The organism is Vibrio ulleungensis, assembly GCF_016900875.1.
GTDB classification, from domain to species: domain Bacteria; phylum Pseudomonadota; class Gammaproteobacteria; order Enterobacterales; family Vibrionaceae; genus Vibrio; species Vibrio ulleungensis.
Genome location: NZ_JAFEUM010000002.1, coordinates 119,016 through 135,813 on the forward strand (window position 1 = coordinate 119,016; position 16,798 = coordinate 135,813).

General features: G+C 43.6%; 13 protein-coding genes. 8 read left to right on the top strand and 5 right to left on the bottom strand.

The window, feature by feature from the left end:
• The first annotated feature begins 160 nt into the window (after positions 1–160).
• Positions 161–1,342 (top strand): OmpP1/FadL family transporter, encoded by a 1,182-nt coding sequence (locus JQC93_RS05515; protein ID WP_205157485.1) that lies wholly within the window; start codon positions 161–163, stop codon positions 1,340–1,342.
• Positions 1,343–1,449: 107 nt separating this feature from the next.
• On the opposite strand, the gene rplT is transcribed toward JQC93_RS05515, so the two are convergent.
• The 4 genes from rplT to thrS all read right to left on the bottom strand — a co-directional run bounded on the left by rplT (position 1,450) and on the right by thrS (position 4,623).
• The gene (gene rplT / locus JQC93_RS05520; protein ID WP_084887931.1) at positions 1,450–1,803 is read right to left on the bottom strand and encodes a 50S ribosomal protein L20; all 354 of its coding nucleotides are present in this window, start codon (positions 1,801–1,803) and stop codon (positions 1,450–1,452) included.
• Between the two features lie 39 nt (positions 1,804–1,842).
• Positions 1,843–2,037 carry a 50S ribosomal protein L35 gene (rpmI, locus tag JQC93_RS05525; protein WP_019275792.1) on the bottom strand — a complete coding sequence of 65 codons (195 nt, stop codon included), beginning with the start codon at positions 2,035–2,037 and terminating at the stop codon, positions 1,843–1,845.
• 102 nt (positions 2,038–2,139) lie between these two features.
• Positions 2,140–2,691, bottom strand: a complete 552-nt coding sequence (gene infC / locus JQC93_RS05530) for a translation initiation factor IF-3 (RefSeq protein ID WP_205158018.1) — start codon at positions 2,689–2,691, stop codon at positions 2,140–2,142.
• 3 nt (positions 2,692–2,694) lie between these two features.
• Complete coding sequence (gene thrS / locus JQC93_RS05535) at positions 2,695–4,623, bottom strand: threonine--tRNA ligase (protein ID WP_205157486.1); 1,929 nt, start codon at positions 4,621–4,623, stop codon at positions 2,695–2,697.
• 352 nt (positions 4,624–4,975) lie between these two features.
• On the opposite strand from thrS, the gene JQC93_RS05540 reads away from it, so the two are divergent.
• Entirely contained in the window at positions 4,976–7,111 is a 2,136-nt protein-coding gene (locus tag JQC93_RS05540) for a PQQ-dependent sugar dehydrogenase (protein WP_205157487.1), read from the top strand.
• Between the two features lie 95 nt (positions 7,112–7,206).
• Positions 7,207–7,920: a DUF3581 family protein gene (locus JQC93_RS05545; RefSeq protein WP_205157488.1), complete on the top strand. Its 714-nt coding sequence runs from the start codon at positions 7,207–7,209 to the stop codon at positions 7,918–7,920.
• 56 nt (positions 7,921–7,976) lie between these two features.
• Here JQC93_RS05545 and ydiJ read toward each other — a convergent pair whose 3' ends face one another.
• Entirely contained in the window at positions 7,977–11,021 is a 3,045-nt protein-coding gene (ydiJ, locus tag JQC93_RS05550) for a D-2-hydroxyglutarate dehydrogenase YdiJ (protein ID WP_205157489.1), read from the bottom strand.
• A 204-nt stretch (positions 11,022–11,225) separates the two neighbouring features.
• On the opposite strand from ydiJ, the gene JQC93_RS05555 reads away from it, so the two are divergent.
• The 5 genes from JQC93_RS05555 to JQC93_RS05575 all read left to right on the top strand — a co-directional run bounded on the left by JQC93_RS05555 (position 11,226) and on the right by JQC93_RS05575 (position 16,795).
• Positions 11,226–11,903, top strand: a complete 678-nt coding sequence (locus JQC93_RS05555; RefSeq protein WP_205157490.1) for a DUF3334 family protein — start codon at positions 11,226–11,228, stop codon at positions 11,901–11,903.
• 240 nt (positions 11,904–12,143) lie between these two features.
• On the top strand, positions 12,144–12,836 hold the full coding sequence (locus JQC93_RS05560) for a DUF7168 domain-containing protein (RefSeq protein WP_084887919.1): 693 nt from the start codon (positions 12,144–12,146) through the stop codon (positions 12,834–12,836).
• Between the two features lie 471 nt (positions 12,837–13,307).
• The gene (locus JQC93_RS05565; RefSeq protein ID WP_205157491.1) at positions 13,308–13,730 is read left to right on the top strand and encodes a hypothetical protein; all 423 of its coding nucleotides are present in this window, start codon (positions 13,308–13,310) and stop codon (positions 13,728–13,730) included.
• A gap of 114 nt (positions 13,731–13,844) precedes the next feature.
• On the top strand, positions 13,845–14,948 hold the full coding sequence (locus JQC93_RS05570; RefSeq protein WP_205157492.1) for a phosphoribosylaminoimidazolesuccinocarboxamide synthase: 1,104 nt from the start codon (positions 13,845–13,847) through the stop codon (positions 14,946–14,948).
• A gap of 155 nt (positions 14,949–15,103) precedes the next feature.
• On the top strand, positions 15,104–16,795 hold the full coding sequence (locus JQC93_RS05575) for an NAD-dependent malic enzyme (RefSeq protein ID WP_205157493.1): 1,692 nt from the start codon (positions 15,104–15,106) through the stop codon (positions 16,793–16,795).
• The last annotated feature ends 3 nt before the right edge of the window (positions 16,796–16,798 follow it).

Sequence of the window (16,798 nt, forward strand, 5' to 3'; positions counted from 1 at the left end):
GCTGGCAATCGACAGTGTTTGTAAGCTGAAGTACAAATGGTTCTTAGATCGATATAAATGAAAATTATATGCAAACGTAAGTTGGATTTATGTATTGCAGTAAATCCACGTGACAGCATAGAGCCAATTTATCTATCGTCACGAGGCACTAATTCTCTTTATGAAAAACAATAAAAAATATTTAGCCGTTGTTATTCCGCTTTTAATCTCTAGCAATGCTAATGCGAGTGGTTTCTTTTTACCGGAAGCCACCTACTCTAACTTAGGTACTGCAGGTGCGGGTGACGGTGTTCATACCGACTCTGCGGCGGCAATGTTTACTAACCCGGCTACGATGTCTGGTATGGGTGACCGTCTATTCACTGGTAACTTGTCAGTGATGGATCTAGAAATGAAATACAGCGACACACAAGACCCTAGCAATCCTATAGGACCAAATGGCGATGCTAACGCGCATGAAGTTATGCCTACAATAGGGCTTTACTATGTTAAGCAGCTTAGCGATACCGTGCATGGCGGTATTGCGTTGGCTTCGCAAGGTGGCATGGCAGCCGATTATGGTTCTGATTGGGGTGCAGCGCTTGCGTTAAACGATATCACCTTAATGACCTTGCAGCTTAATAGCAGCGTTAGTGTTCAGGTGTCAGAGAAATGGTCACTGGGTGGTGGTTTGCAATTCAGTTATGCATCTTACGAAATGAACGCGACTGGCCCTAGCTTTGAGCAAGGTGATGACTGGGCTGTTGGGTATAATTTAGGTGCCCTTTATCAGCATAGCGAAAGGCTGAAGTTTGGCTTAAGCTATCGTTCTGCAATTGAACATGAGATTGACACAACAACATTGAACAGTAGCGTCGATGCCACAATTGGACTAGAAATCCCTGCAATTGCGGATATTTCAATGGCATATTCGCTAAACTCTGATTGGGATTTACTCGCGTCAGTACAATGGCACAATTGGTCAGCATGGGATACTACGCCCGTTAGTGTTGCAGGAGGTGACGCCTCTGTAATTAGGGGTTGGGAAGACGTTTGGCATTTTGCGTTAGGTACGGAGTATAAGCTTAATCGTGATTGGCGCCTTAAAGCAGGCATCTCTTACGAAACCTCACCGCAAGATGATCCATCGAAACAAAATGCAGACTTGCCTGTGGGCGAACAATGGCGCTACTCGGTTGGTGCATCAACCAAAGTGAACGACTACTTGATTGATTTCTATTACGAATATGCAGATCTAGGAAGCGTAGAAGTTGACCAAAGTAAAGGTCCTAGTGGAAATGCGGGATACGCTGGATATTTCGATGGCAGACTACACTTTATCGGTATGAGTGTAACTTACTAATATAGATTTATTTTTGCCCCGCTTCTAAGTGGGGCCTTTTATATTCTAAATGCAAGGCAATAAAAAAGGAGGCCGAGGCCTCCTTTATAAAGTCTTAAAGCGTTCTATTACAGAGCTGCTTTAGCCTTCTCAACTAGAACAGCAAATGCTGCTTTGTCGAATACAGCGATATCGGCAAGGATCTTACGATCGATTTCGATAGACGCTTTCTTAAGACCGTTGATGAAACGGCTGTAAGATAGACCATTTTGACGAGCTGCAGCATTGATACGTGCAATCCACAGTTGACGGAATTGACGTTTCTTGTTGCGACGGTCACGGTAAGCGTATTGACCCGCTTTAGTAACCGCTTGGAAAGCTACGCGGTAAACACGTGAACGTGCTCCGTAGTAACCTTTAGCTTGTTTTAGAACTTTCTTATGACGTGCACGAGCTTGTACACCACGTTTTACGCGAGGCATTATGTCTCTCCTAAACTAAACGATTGATAACTAAAAAGATTAAGCGTATGGCATCATACGAACAACTGCAGCCACTTCACATTTAGGAAGGATTGCATTTGGACGAAGCTGACGCTTGTTCTTAGTCGTACGCTTGGTCAGGATGTGACGTTTTGTAGCGTGCTTAAATTTGATTCCACCAGCAGTTTTCTTAAAACGCTTAGCAGCACCTTTGTTGGTTTTCATCTTAGGCATGATGAATAACTCCGCATTGTGATTAATTAAACAACATGTAACTAGGGCGAATAAAACCCTACAACTTAAAGCTGCAGGGCTATACTACTTGCAGGCCGTTTGTTACTTCTTTTTGGGGGCCAACACCATGATCATCTGACGACCTTCTATACGCGTTGGGAAAGATTCTACAACAGCGAGTTCTGCTGTATCGACTTTCAAACGGTTCAGAACGTCAACACCGATCTCTTGGTGAGCCATTTCGCGGCCACGGAAGCGAATTGTTACCTTCACTTTGTTGCCGTCTTCTAGGAAACGCGTCAGGTTGCGTAGTTTTACCTGATAGTCTCCAATATCAGTTCCAGGTCGGAATTTAACTTCCTTAATCTGAATCTGCTTTTGCTTCTTCTTCTGCTCTTTAGCAGCTTTGCTCTTCTCAAAGAGGAACTTGCCGTAGTCCATTACGCGACATACAGGTGGCTCCGCATTTGGACTGATCTCTACAAGATCCATTCCTGCTTCTTCGGCTGCTGCTACCGCTTCTTGAATCGAAACGATACCTACAGGTTCACCATCTGCACCCGTTAAACGAACTTCTTTAACGCCACGGATTTCACCGTTTAAACGGTGTGGGTTTTGCTTAACTGGCGCTTGGCCACGTCTTCCGCCTTTAATAGCTTATTCCTCCAGATTGAGCTTACGGCTAGCAATCTCGTCTTGGATGTATGAGATAAAATCATCCACTTTAAACTTACCGAGATCTTTACCTTTACGAGTACGTACTGCGATTTCGCCGGCTTCCATTTCTTGGTCACCACAAACCAACATGTACGGGACACGCTTCAAAGTGTGTTCGCGGATTTTAAAGCCAATCTTCTCATTTCTCAAGTCCGCTTTGGCTCTAATTCCACTTTTTTGCAGTTTTTTCGCTATTTCAGCTACATAAGCTTCTTGTTTTTGCGTGATATTCAAAATCACGGCCTGTTCTGGTGCTAACCAGGTTGGGAAGAAGCCTGCGTAGTCTTCGATCAAAATACCGATAAAACGCTCTAATGAACCTAAAATTGCGCGGTGAATCATCACCGGAACTTGACGTTCGTTGTTTTCGTCTACGTATGACGCGCCCAAACGGCCCGGCAAATTGAAGTCGAGCTGCACTGTACCACATTGCCATGCACGATCGAGACAATCATACAAAGTAAATTCAATTTTCGGTCCGTAAAATGCACCCTCGCCTTCTTGAATTTCAAAAGGGATGTCCATCGCTTTAAGAGATTCTTGTAGAGCGTCTTCAGAACGGTCCCAAATCTCATCCGAGCCTACACGTTTTTCTGGACGTGTTGACAGCTTAACAACGATGTTGTCAAAACCGAATGTGTTGTAGGTATCGTAGACCATTTTTATGCAAGAGGTCACTTCGTCTTGAATCTGGCTTTCAGTACAGAAGATGTGCGCATCGTCCTGTGTAAAGCCACGTACGCGCATAATGCCGTGCAATGCACCAGAAGGTTCATTACGGTGACATGAACCAAATTCGGCCATGCGAAGCGGCAGATCACGGTATGACTTAAGACCTTGATTAAAGATCTGCACATGACCTGGACAGTTCATCGGTTTGATGGCGTAATCGCGGTTCTCAGACTGAGTGGTAAACATAGCGTCGCCATATTTATCCCAGTGTCCTGAACGTTCCCACAATACACGGTCCATCATCAGTGGACCTTTTACTTCCTGATAATCGTATTCTGTTAGTTTTTCACGTACAAATACTTCTAAATCGCGGAAAATGGACCAACCATTGTGATGCCAGAACACCATGCCTGGTGCTTCTTGTTGCATGTGGAATAGGTCTAAGTGCTTACCGATTTTACGGTGATCGCGTTTTGCCGCTTCTTCTAAACGCACAATGTGTGCTTTTAGCGCCTTTTTGTCGTGGAAAGCTGTTCCGTAAATGCGCTGCAGCATTTTGTTGTCGCTATTACCACGCCAATATGCGCCTGCTACATTCATCAGTTTAAAATGCTGACAAAAACCCATGTGCGGTACGTGAGGTCCACGACACATGTCGACGTATTCTTCGTGATGGTACAACCCTGGACGATCGTCTTTGGCAACGTTCTCGTCTAAGATTTCCATTTTGTAAGGTTCGCCACGAGACTCAAACGTATCGCGCGCTTCCTGCCAGCTGACTTTTTTCTTAACGACTTGATATTTCGTTTTAGCCAACTCTTTCATACGCTTTTCGATTTTGGCAAGGTCTTCATCAGTCAAAGACTCTTCCATATCGATATCGTAATAAAAACCGTTGTCGATGGTTGGACCGATCGCCATTTTTGCTTGCGGGTACAGTTGCTTGATTGCGTGACCGAGCAAGTGCGCACAAGAGTGACGTACGATCTCTAAGCCGTCTACTTCGTCTTTTGCTGTGATGATTTCTAAAGCTGCGTCTTGTTCGATTAAATCGCACGCGTCAACACGTTCGCCATTTACGCGACCCGCAATGGTGGCTTTTGCCAAACCAGGGCCGATATCGGCAGCAACATCAAGAGTAGAAACAGGGTTTTCAAATTGACGTTCAGAGCCGTCAGGAAGTGTAATTACAGGCATGTTATGTCCTATTACAGTGGTCTTGCATACTAAGCAAGACGTGTTTTATTAATAATGCAGCTTAATTGGGTGAATGGCTGCGTGATAGGGACGCTGTTTTACGTACAAATACCAATGCACAGACAGCGAACGCAGCATTGTACTTCATTTAGCCTAAATGGCAATCACACCACCTTTGTTTAAGTCAACACAGCATTCCCCACCCTTTTCAATCAGATGCGAATTATCATAAGTTAAACAAAGTGATAAATAATCATCAACATTATGTACAACACATAACAACTAATGGCAGCATTAATACTGACTTTGCATCAACTTTAATTTGTATAGCAGTTCTAATAAGGAAGCGAACATGCGAGATAATGCGTTAAAATCGATATTGATGATATGCTTTCAACTAATCCTCATCTCGATTTCGGTCATAGTTGCGTACTACTTTTCTAGGCATTTTGATATTATCCCACGAAAAATACTGCACTTGCCTACGGTGTATGTAAGTACCTCAGATATGTGGACAATGCTTCGAGTATTTGCGGTTACTTACGCTATTCAGATAATCACTGTATTGATCATTACCCGAATCACGGCGTTTGAAACGATAAATCGGTTCGCGCTTGAATACATGTTCTATCTAGTCGCTTATACAACAGGTTCGCTATACATCTTCCTTGCAACAACCATTAATTACGATGCTCAGTTTATTGCAGCATTTGGCGTTTTCAGTACCTTAGCTTATGTTCTTAGCTACTATGTTTACGGAGTTAAAAATGGGGAATCGATATTTACGTTCCCGTTTAGGATCTTTGCTAGCCTAATTAAACGACTTTTCTCGTTGTCAGGACTCTTGGTTCTATTGTATTTCATAACGCCCTTATTGCTTGGTAAAGCGTTTGTTTCAGACAGAGACATTGCGAATAAAATTACTCAAGTTCGAATATTCTTTAATCCAATCGAGGAATCGGATTGGGGTTTTAAAAATCACCTTCCGGGCAAGACTTTTGCTCAGCCAGTTTTGGCTAAACAATCACCAAACGACGAAAGTGAAATTTACGTTCTAGAGCGCAAAGGAAAACTGTTTAGCGCTTCATCGTTAAATTCAGATTTACCTACAACTTTAGTAATCGATCTTTCGGATAAACTTGGTGAAGTTGAGATCGAAAATGGAGCACTAGGCTTCGCCTTTCACCCTAGATTTAGCGAATCAATAGATGAACAACCCTACATCTATGTATATTACACAGATTCTCGCCCTTCTGAGTTTCAATACAATCGACTCTCTAGATTTGACCTCAGCTTACCTACACTCGACGAACGAAATCTTTCAGAAGAAATTATTCTAGAAATGCGTCGTAGTAAGTCAGGGTTTCACAATGGTGGCTCCGTCGAATTTGGTTTGGATGGGTTTTTGTACTTAGGTCTTGGTGAAGGAGTACATCCTAAAGAGGCAACTCGTTATAATCAGGTTTTTCGTTCCGGAGTGCTGCGACTCGACATAGACATGGATGAAGAAAAAAGTGCCAAACCAACGATGCCATTTAATCATGGGCTCGCTCAGAACTATCTTGTTCCAAAAGACAACCCGTTTATCGGCAATAGTGATGTTCTCGATGAGTATTGGGCACTAGGACTTCGTAATCCATTCAGATTTAACTTTGATCCTCAAACCGGTCAGTTATGGTTGGGTGACGTAGGATCGACTGTGTGGGAAGAAGTTAATATTATTGAAAAAGGTAAGCACTATCAGTTTCCAGGGACTGAAGGCGAGTCTTGGCAAGGAAAAAGAGTGGAAGAACCTGAGAATATGGTCTTCCAAGGTCCATATTATGCATATGAACACAACGCTTACGACCGTGCAGTGATTGGTGGGGTTATTAATAGAGGCGAAACTTATCCTGGACTTGAAGGGCAATACATTTTCGCCGATAACTACTCTGCAAAGCTATTTATGGTTGATCCATTGGCAGAGCAATCGTCTCCTACAGATCAAAAGGCGGTACCTTTAGCACGAGCTAACCAATACGCACAACGCGGAATAAGCTCTGTAGTTCAATTGCGAAGTGGCACAATATTGGTGACAACATTAGGCGCAGCTTCTTCCCCAACTGGCGAGGTTTTGCAATTAGTTGACGCACAATATGCTGATATTACCGCTGCTGAAGAAACGACGAAGCAAGCTCCATCTGGATATAATGAACAAGCGACAGAAGAATTATTTGCTGTAAACTGCGCACGTTGCCATGGTGTAACAGGAGATGGAAATGGTCCCGACTCCGAAATGCTTGGCGTAGAAGAAATGCCCGATTTTACGTCTCCCCTTTACCAGTTTTCAGTAGACTCGACTGACATAAAAGCGATTATAGAACTTGGAGGGATCGGCGTAAACAAAAGCCCTATGATGCCTCCGTGGAAAGGTTTCTTAGAACCAAATCAGATAGATCATTTAGTCACTTATATAGAGTCTTTACCGGATAAACATCACAAGCACTAAATTCTTGGTCTATTCAGCCAGTAAACTGGATAGACCAATATTTTTGGTTTTAACGGCTATAATGCCGTAACTTACGACAGAGTATTAATATTAGCATGTACCTCACAAACTATTACACGGATGAAAATCAGTCTGTTCGATTTACCCGCCAACAAGCCAGTGATTTTGCCAAAACCATCGCGGGTGACTTTAACCCTATTCATGATGTAGATAACAAACGATTTTGCGTACCTGGTGATTTATTGTTTGCTTTTCTACTGCATAAAAATGGCCTGTCACAAAAAATGGCGTTTAATTTTGCAGGAATGGTTAACGAGACAACGAATATTCAGCTTGCTAAGCAATGCAACAACACGTCGTTATTGACCGACGATAATCAGAAGGTTTATTTAGAAATGACCCAATCTGGTGAGCTCAGTCATGACCATGCTTTGATAGAAAAAGTGGTTAAAGCGTATGTCGCGTTTTCGGGTATGAACTTTCCTCACATAATGGTTCCGCTAATGCGTGAGCAAGGAAAGATGATCAACATTGCGCGGCCATTAGTGATGTATCAGCACATGGAAGTTGAATTTCTTCACTTAGATATTGTTGACCCTAAAGTTAATTTCACTGGTGCGTCAATGGAAGTCAAAGGCAAACGTGGTCACGTTATACTCAATTTTGATTTTGTCGAAAATGGGAAAATAGTTGGGCACGGCACGAAAAACATGGTTGCCAGTGGCTTGGTCGATTTTGACGAAGGTGGAATCCAAGTGTTAGTCGACAAGTTCAATCTACTTAAAAGCAGTTATCTAGACGTGGCTTAACGACCTGTTACGCAATGGGATAAAAAAAGCCAACGTTAACGTTGGCTTTTTTGTGCTTAGCTTAGTGAGTTGAGCACCTCAACTGGGTGTAGGGGTTTGACCTCTGCAAATCGTTTCGCCTGGCTGCGACATGAGTAGCCCGTTGCCATGATACGGTTTGAGTCGTGTTTATCGATTGTCGGCCCCCAACTGAGTGCAAAAATATCTTTAGACATTTCTAATTTATCTTGCTCATGGCCAAAGGTTCCCGCCATTCCACAACACCCAACGGGTACCGCTTTAAAACAAGCGTTGAAGTGCTGGAATATCGTGCCCCACTCTTTCTCTGCGTTTGGCAACATCGTCTTCTCTGTGCAATGCGCCAACAAATACCAAGGCTGCTTACATCCTTCTACTTGAGGAGCATCAATGAGTCCTGATTCTAAACGAGGTAATAGCCACTCGTGGGCGGTCAACACATCGAAGCATTCATGGCTTGATTGTTCTATTTCCGAATATTCATCGCGGTAGCAAAGTACCAGCGCTGGATCAACACCTACCATAGGAATGCCAACCTCAGCAACTTCGGCTAAAAACTCTCCAGTAGAACGAGCAGTTTTACTAAATTGCTTTAAGAATCCTTTAATGTGTTGTGCTTTACCATTGGGTTTAAATGGCAAGACAACGGGAGTGATTCCCAGTTTAATGGCCAACTCAACAAACGCCTCAACGACTTGCCCGTCGTAATAACTGGTAAATGGATCCTGTACAATCAACACGTGTTTGTCTTTTTGCTGCTGACTTAATTTAGCCAACTGTGCCAAGTTAAACTCAGGCAACGGTAGCATGGACAACCGGGTAGCAAGCGTCGGATAGGTCAAGTGCGGAGTATCGACATAACCGACCGTCGATTTGATTAACTGATTCACCCAACGACTAGACAGCACACCGTTTACGACTTTAGGCAATGTCGCCATAAGCGGCAGTAAGTGTTCAATATTGGCGACTAGGTAGTCCTTAGCTGGTCGCTGGTAGCGCGAGTGGTAAAGATTTAAGAACCGAGAGCGGAAGCTAGGCACATCGACCTTGATTGGACATTGGCTGGCGCAGGCTTTACACGCAAGACAACCGTTCATAGCCTCGTAGACTTCATGAGAAAAGTCGTTGTGGTGTCGCTTGTTCAAACTGTGCCTAACTCTATCAATGAGGGTTTTAACCGGCGTTGCGCGATCAAGCGTTTGTTTCTCTAGATCAAGTATGTCGATGCCTTGTTCATTGAGCTGTCTGAGCCATTCCCTAACAAGACCTGCTCGTCCTTTTGGAGAGTGTTTACGGTCATAGGTTACTTTCATCGATGGGCACATGGGCGATGATGTATCGTAGTTAAAACACAACCCATTACCATTGCACTCTAACGCTTGGTGAAAGCTGTCTCGTACATTGACCGGAATCTGTCGATCAAAATAGCCTCTTTTAGTGTCACTCACTTTGACCAAACTATCGCTGCTATCAAGTGGTGTGCATATTTTGCCAGGGTTCATTTTGTTGAGTGGGTCGAATGCAGTTTTTACTCGGCGAAGCTGTTCAAACAATTGCTCACCAAAAAACTCTGGACCGTATTCTGAACGATACCCTTTACCGTGCTCGCCCCACATAAGACCACCGTATTTCGACACAAGCTTAACCACCTCGTCAGATAAACGGTGCATCAGTGCTTCTTGAGCAGGGTCGCACATATCTAATGCAGGACGCACGTGAAGCACACCTGCATCCACATGGCCAAACATTCCGTAATACAAATTGTGGCTATCGAGAAGCTGCCTAAATTCGGTAATGAAGTCGGCGAGATTTTCTGGCGGTACACAAGTGTCTTCGGCAAACGCAACTGGTTTTGCTGCACCTTTTGTTGCACCTAGCAGCCCAACCGCTTTTTTACGCATTCCATAAATCTTACCAATATCAGTGACGTTGTCACACACCTGATAACCGATAATACTGTCTGTGCCTTGCTTTAACTTGATGTCGAGCTGCGATAGTAGACGCGCAACGTCATCATTAACTTCGTCACTTGATTCACCGGCAAACTCCACCATATTAATGCCCTTCATCTCGGCATTAGGCACATCGGTGATTAACTGACTTACTGTATTCCAAACGATATCTTGCTTGGCAAGGTTCAGGACTTTTGAATCGATGGTTTCAACCGACAGTGCCTTAGCCTCAACCATAAAAGGAGCATGACGCAATGCAGAATCAAAGCTGTCGTATTTAATATTAATCAGTACACGTTTTTTAGGAATAGGCGTTAAATTGAGTGTCGCCTCCGTCAAAATTGCTAGCGAGCCTTCGGCGCCACACAAAATTCGGGTAAAATCGAACTCACCAGTATCCGTCAATGCATTCTTTAGATCATATCCGGTTAAAAATCGATTTAGATCGGGAAATTTGTCGATGATTAACGCTCGGTTCTCACGGCAGACCGCCTCGGAAATGGTAACCGCTTGCTCTGCAAAAGAGTCGGCTTTAGGCAGACCTTGAGAACCATCTGTTTCAAACATGGAGCCATCGGCAAAAACAGCCTGCAGTGATAAAACATGATCAGACGTCTTGCCATACTTTAGTGACCCTTGCCCTGAAGCGTCGGTATTGATCATCCCACCGATGGTGGCACGGTTGCTGGTCGATAAATCGGGCGAGAAAAAGTATCCGGCTTCTCGAACAGCATCATTCAACTGGTCTTTAATAACGCCTGTTTGTACGCGAACCCAACCCTCTTCGGTGTTGATCTCGAGGACTTTGTTCATGTGCCGAGACAAGTCAACAATAATCCCTGGTGTTAGCGATTGCCCGTTGGTTCCTGTACCACCACCTCGTGCGCTAAAACGGATATTACTAAATGGTGTGGTGTTGGCAAGACGAGTGATTAAAGAGATGTCGTCTGTAGTGCGGGGTAACAACACGGCGCTCGGCAGCTGTTGATAAACACTGTTATCGGTTGAGACAGCTAACCTACTGGAGTAACTTTTTTCGATATCACCGGTAAAGCCTTGCTGCTCTAACTGAGACAAATAATCTAGAGTGCTAGAATCGATAGAAGCTTGAGTATCGAGTCTTGGTATCATTGCGTTCCTTGCCTTTGTTCTGTGCGGGAACAGTGAATGTAACCGCATAAAAATTCAAATGAGTATATCGAATCACTTTACCTTATCTGTTTTTTAGTTCAACACGCATTCTCAACAAATAGTGGTTAAAAAACACTTGTCATCTCTGAAATATAAAATACCATGTACGGTATACCCAAGGGGTAGTAAATAAGGACGATTTAAATGCGCAAGAATAAAGTAGTGACTACAGAGGATATTTTACTGAAACTGTGTCAGTCGGTATCAGGGGTACTCACTTCAGCCACCAGTTCGCCAGTAAACTATTCGGCAATGGTGCAAAAAATAAACAAGACGAGTCTCAAGCCAGATTTTGGCTGTTTCGTTTTGTTCGACGGTGGGTTTTCGGGCCTGGTAGTGATTAACTTTACCTCGCAAGCGGCACTAGAAATCTACACCAATTACATGCGTAATATGGGGATGCCTGAAGAAGAACTTGCTATTTTGCACACCTCTGATGAAGTTGGCGATGTACTTGGCGAACTGATGAACCAGTTAGTGGGTGATTTCACAAACAAGATCCGTAAAGAGTTGCAAACCAACATTACCCAGAATCAACCTAAGATGCTGTCTCTCAATAAGCAAGTGTTGTTGTCAGTCGATACTAATCTTGACCGCCCACAAGCTCGACGAGTCACTTTTACCACAGAGCAAAACAACATCTTCTACCTTGAACTTGCTATGGATAAAACCGAATTTATTCAACTTGAAGAGTTTGAGGTTGAGGGTGATACCGACCCAGATGATATTCTCGACCAAGAACAGAATCGAAGCAAAAACACCAAAACCGAAAGTGTTAGCGACGTAGTCACTGACGATCTTCTTGATTCACTCGGTATATAGTTGCAAGCCAGTTCTAAAGGCCGCTTATGCGGCCTTTTTTGTTTTAAAATAATACGCATTTATCTGCTGTAACATCCACGTTGACCCTATTCACTGTCTCTTTCGCACAATTTCCTGGTGACTGTATATTTATACAGCTACTCGTAAAATGCTTATTTCTCGGTAATTATCCAAAGCTTTCTTTGATTGATCACAAGGAAATTTGGTAACATATGCCCCCTTAAAATTAAGAGGATAAGTATGGACAAGCGACGCGCGTTGAAGAAAATTGCCAAGTGCCTAGAATTAGGTAATTCGGCCAACGTTAACGAAGCCGCCAATGCAATCAAGATGGCGCACAGCTTAATGCTCAAATATGGTCTCGATAAGGACGATATTGAGTTTATTAAGATGGGAAAAACCCAATCGTCCCATTTGCTGCCCGCTTCAGTCGGTGAGTCCATATTGCGCATAATCCGTGGAATCAATACTCGATTTGGCGTTGAAGCCGTGCTAGTTAACCATAAAGGCCTAAAACGTGTTGAGTTTATAGGTGAAGCTGATCGTGCCATATTTGCCGCCTTTGCTTTCGATATCGTTTATCGGGAAATGAACCAGCAGACTGGACAGTTCCGCAATGGCTTCCAAGGTACTGGCACCAGTAATGCAGAAGTAACCAAACGAGTGAATTCATTTCTATCTGGCTGGATTGAAGGTGCGTTAGAAAAGCTCCCTGTAATCGCGCCTGATGACGACTCTCAAAACAAGATCAATAACTATATTGATAAAGAATTTAAAAATATCGATAGAGAAACGTTCAAAAAGCAGTTGTATGAAGCAATGAAAAACATCACTGAAGATTACGAAAAAGGGCTTAAAAAAGGACGTACTGTATCGGTAAGTCGAGGTGTACAAGGTGAGCAAGCTCGTAAAAGGCTTGGCAATGGGTCTTAATTGTAACGTTTAATTACTGGGCATTAACAGCACTGTAACAAATGTAAAAACTGTGTTATGCTTCACTTGTTTTCAAGTTAGTCGAGGCTGTATGCAAAAGGAAAGACAAAATTGCGACTGGTGTAAAGAGTTCCTGCCGGTCAACCCACTTAAGTATTCAGATGGCAAACGCTATCACTCATGCGATGGCTGCCTACCCTACGCAGAATTTGATATCCGCATGTTTAACTCTGATGAAAAACGGTTACAGAAAATATCTCTTCAGCTACAAGTAGCCTAGTAAAACTCTTCTTTCTAAGCCCCCTATTTTGGGGGCTTTTTTGTGCCTATAGCTTTTCGCTTAGCTTGCGGTCTCTAACCTCAACAGCAAGCACATGTCATAACAGCTCAAAAATACCGCAAAAAAAGCTTGCAAAACAAACACACTCGAATTACTGTTAATCCATACAGTATGTACAGGGAGACAGTATTATGAATTACACACAATCATCAGCCGCAGAAAACTCTTTTTCCGTTTCGGTTAATCCGCGTAACTCGTTTATTGCCTCCTCACCAGCAAAGTCGCAGCGCTCAGCCGATCACATTGCGAGTCAACTTGCACTAGCCTCTCGCCAAAGTAAGTGGATTCTATTTACTGGCCAATGCCCAAAACCTGATTTCAAATGGTTAAGCCAACGAAATGTCGACTGCAGTAAAGTGGTGTATCTCAAAAACTCTGACCATAATGAGCAGATAAAAGTGATTATGGATGGGATTTTGTCTGGAAATGCCTCAGCTATTGTGGCAACAAGTGCGATCGATTCAATTTCTCAACAACAGCTAACACAGCTCGCCAAAGACAATCACTGTGCATTGCATTTTGTTGATGTAAGTAGCGCGCAGCAACTGCATTAATAGGCGCCATAGCAAGCGCTTAAAGCAAACGTTTGCTTTATTGCTGGATCAAGAGGTGTTTTTTGGTATTATGCGCTCGTTGAAGCCGTATTACCCTTAAAGGAACGCCAAAAAATGAACTTAGCTGATCAAGTTTTAGATGTTAACGATGACTTGCCTATCCGTACTGACAAACCGGTACATAGCGGTAAGGTTCGCTCCGTTTATTGGTTAACCGAACAAGACAGTCGCCGATTGATTCAAGAAAAAGGCTATGATGTGCCAGCGGACGCTCCGTTAGCGATTATGGTGATCAGCGACCGCATTTCTGCATTCGATTGTATTTGGAAAGGTGAGCAAGGGCTCAAAGGAGTACCAGGAAAAGGTGCTGCACTAAACGCAATTTCAAATCATTGGTTCGACTTGTTTAAGCAAAAAGGTCTTGCCGATAGTCATATCCTTGATGTCCCTCACCCACTCGTTTGGATTGTTCAAAAGGCCACGCCTATAAAAATAGAAGCTATATGCCGTAGTTATATAACCGGCTCTATGTGGCGCGCCTACGAGAATGGTGAACGAGAGTTTTGTGGTATCGCGCTCCCAGAAGGTCTCACTAAAGACTCTCAGCTCCCAGAGTACCTATTAACGCCGTCAACAAAAGGCATATTAGAAGGCATTCCTGGTGTTCCGGCAGTCGACGATGTCAATATTACCCGTCAAAATATCGTTGATAACTTTGAAGCGTTTAATTTTAAAACAGTTCAAGACATTGATGCATATGAAGCCCTGCTGAAAGAAGGGTTTAATGTTATTTCTGAGGCATTGGCTCCACTGGGTCAGATTTTTGTCGACACCAAATTTGAGTTTGGTTATGTCAAAGACGCTGCAGGCAACGATAAGTTGATATACATGGATGAAGTCGGCACTCCAGACTCATCTCGCATTTGGGATAATAACGCTTACCAGCAAGGGAACATTGTAGAAAATTCGAAGGAAGGGTTTAGGCAGTTTCTTCTCAATCATTTCCCTGATCCAGATATTTTGCTTAACAAAGATCGCATGGCGGAAAGAGAAGCCTTGACAGCAGACAACCTATTGCCATTAGACACTATGACAACACTGTCCAAAACCTACACCGATATTGCTAAAACAATTACCGGTTCCCCTGTACATATTAGCCAAAATCCTAAGCAAGAAATTATCGATGTATTAAGAGCGCAGTACCAGTTGGTCGATTAATCTCATAATTCTCTATTACTCAAAGGCCAATCTTTCATAAGATTGGCCTTTTTGCACTGGCCAATAGAGAAAGTTACGGTTTAACGCATTTTATCACTGAATTTAGTGTGAAAAATGAATACACTATGCGCACCTATTTGCTGATTGCCTAGACCATGAAAAACGACAAACGCCCGCTATACATTCCTTTTGCAGGATCCGCACTGTTAAGTACTCCTTTACTCAATAAAGGCAGCGCTTTTTCAGCCGACGAACGCAGTTTCTTCAATCTTGAAGGCTTGCTCCCTGAAGCAACCGAAACCATCGAGGAGCAAGTAGAGCGGGCTTATCAGCAATATAAAAGTTTCGAAAATAGTATGGATAAACATATCTATTTAAGAAATATACAAGATACCAATGAGACTCTGTTCTATCGTTTGGTTCAAAACCATATCAGTGAAATGATGCCCATTATCTACACCCCGACGGTAGGTGCGGCGTGTGAAAATTTCTCTAATATCTATCGCCGTGGTCGTGGTCTATTTATCTCGTATCCAAATCGCGACCGGATTGACGACCTACTCAATAATGCCGCCAATCAAAATGTGAAAGTGATTGTGGTGACCGATGGCGAGCGTATTCTTGGATTGGGAGACCAAGGCATTGGTGGTATGGGGATCCCCATTGGTAAGCTCGCACTATATACCGCCTGTGGTGGTATCAGCCCAGCGTATACACTACCCATTGTCTTAGATGTGGGTACCAATAACCCGCAACGTCTTGCCGATCCAATGTATATGGGCTGGCGTCATCCTCGAATCAGCGGGCACGACTATGACGAGTTTGTCGATGAATTTATGCAAGCCGTGCAGCGTCGTTGGCCAGAGGCATTGGTTCAGTTTGAAGACTTCGCTCAAAAAAATGCCATGCCGCTTCTGAACAAGTACAAGAATCGCGTTTGCTGCTTTAACGATGATATTCAAGGAACCGCAGCAGTTACTGTCGGCTCGTTAATCGCGGCCTGTAAGGCTGCAGGTTCACAGCTTCGTGACCAGCGCATCACGTTTGTTGGTGCGGGCTCTGCGGGTTGTGGTATAGCGGAAGCTATAATTGCGCAAATGGTCGCGGAAGGATTAGACGAACAACAAGCACGTGGTCAAGTGTACATGGTTGATCGTTGGGGCTTATTGCAACAAGGTATGCCAAATCTTCTCGACTTCCAGAAAAACCTTGCTCAACCATTTAGCAACACTAAACACTGGGAACAGTCAGAAGATGCCGGTTATGGATTGTTGGAAGTCGTTAAAAATGCCAAACCAACCGTACTGATTGGTGTGTCTGGTGCTCCAGGGCTATTTAGCGAAGAAGTGGTAAAAACACTGTATCAACATTGTTCACAGCCGATTATTTTCCCGCTGTCTAATCCTACCAGTCGCGTTGAAGCGACCCCTGCAGACTTAATCGAGTGGACAGAAGGAAACGCGTTAGTCGCAACCGGTAGTCCATTTGAAGCTGTCGTCTATAAAGGTCAACGCTTCGAAATTGCTCAGTGTAATAACAGTTATATATTCCCTGGTATTGGCTTAGGCGTATTGGCTGTTGAATCTTCTCGGATAACAGATGAAATGCTTATGGAGTCAAGTCGCGCTCTCGCGAACTGTTCTCCTCTTGCACTTCAAGGTCAGGGGGCGCTGCTACCTCCACTAGAAGAAATTCATACTGTCTCTAAAGCCATTGCATTTGCTGTGGCCAAAAAAGCGATTGAACAAGGTGTTGCACTGAAGATCTCTGATGACGCAATACGCACGGCCATAGACAATCATTTTTGGCAACCAGTGTACCGCCGCTATAAGCGCACCGCTTATTAGGTC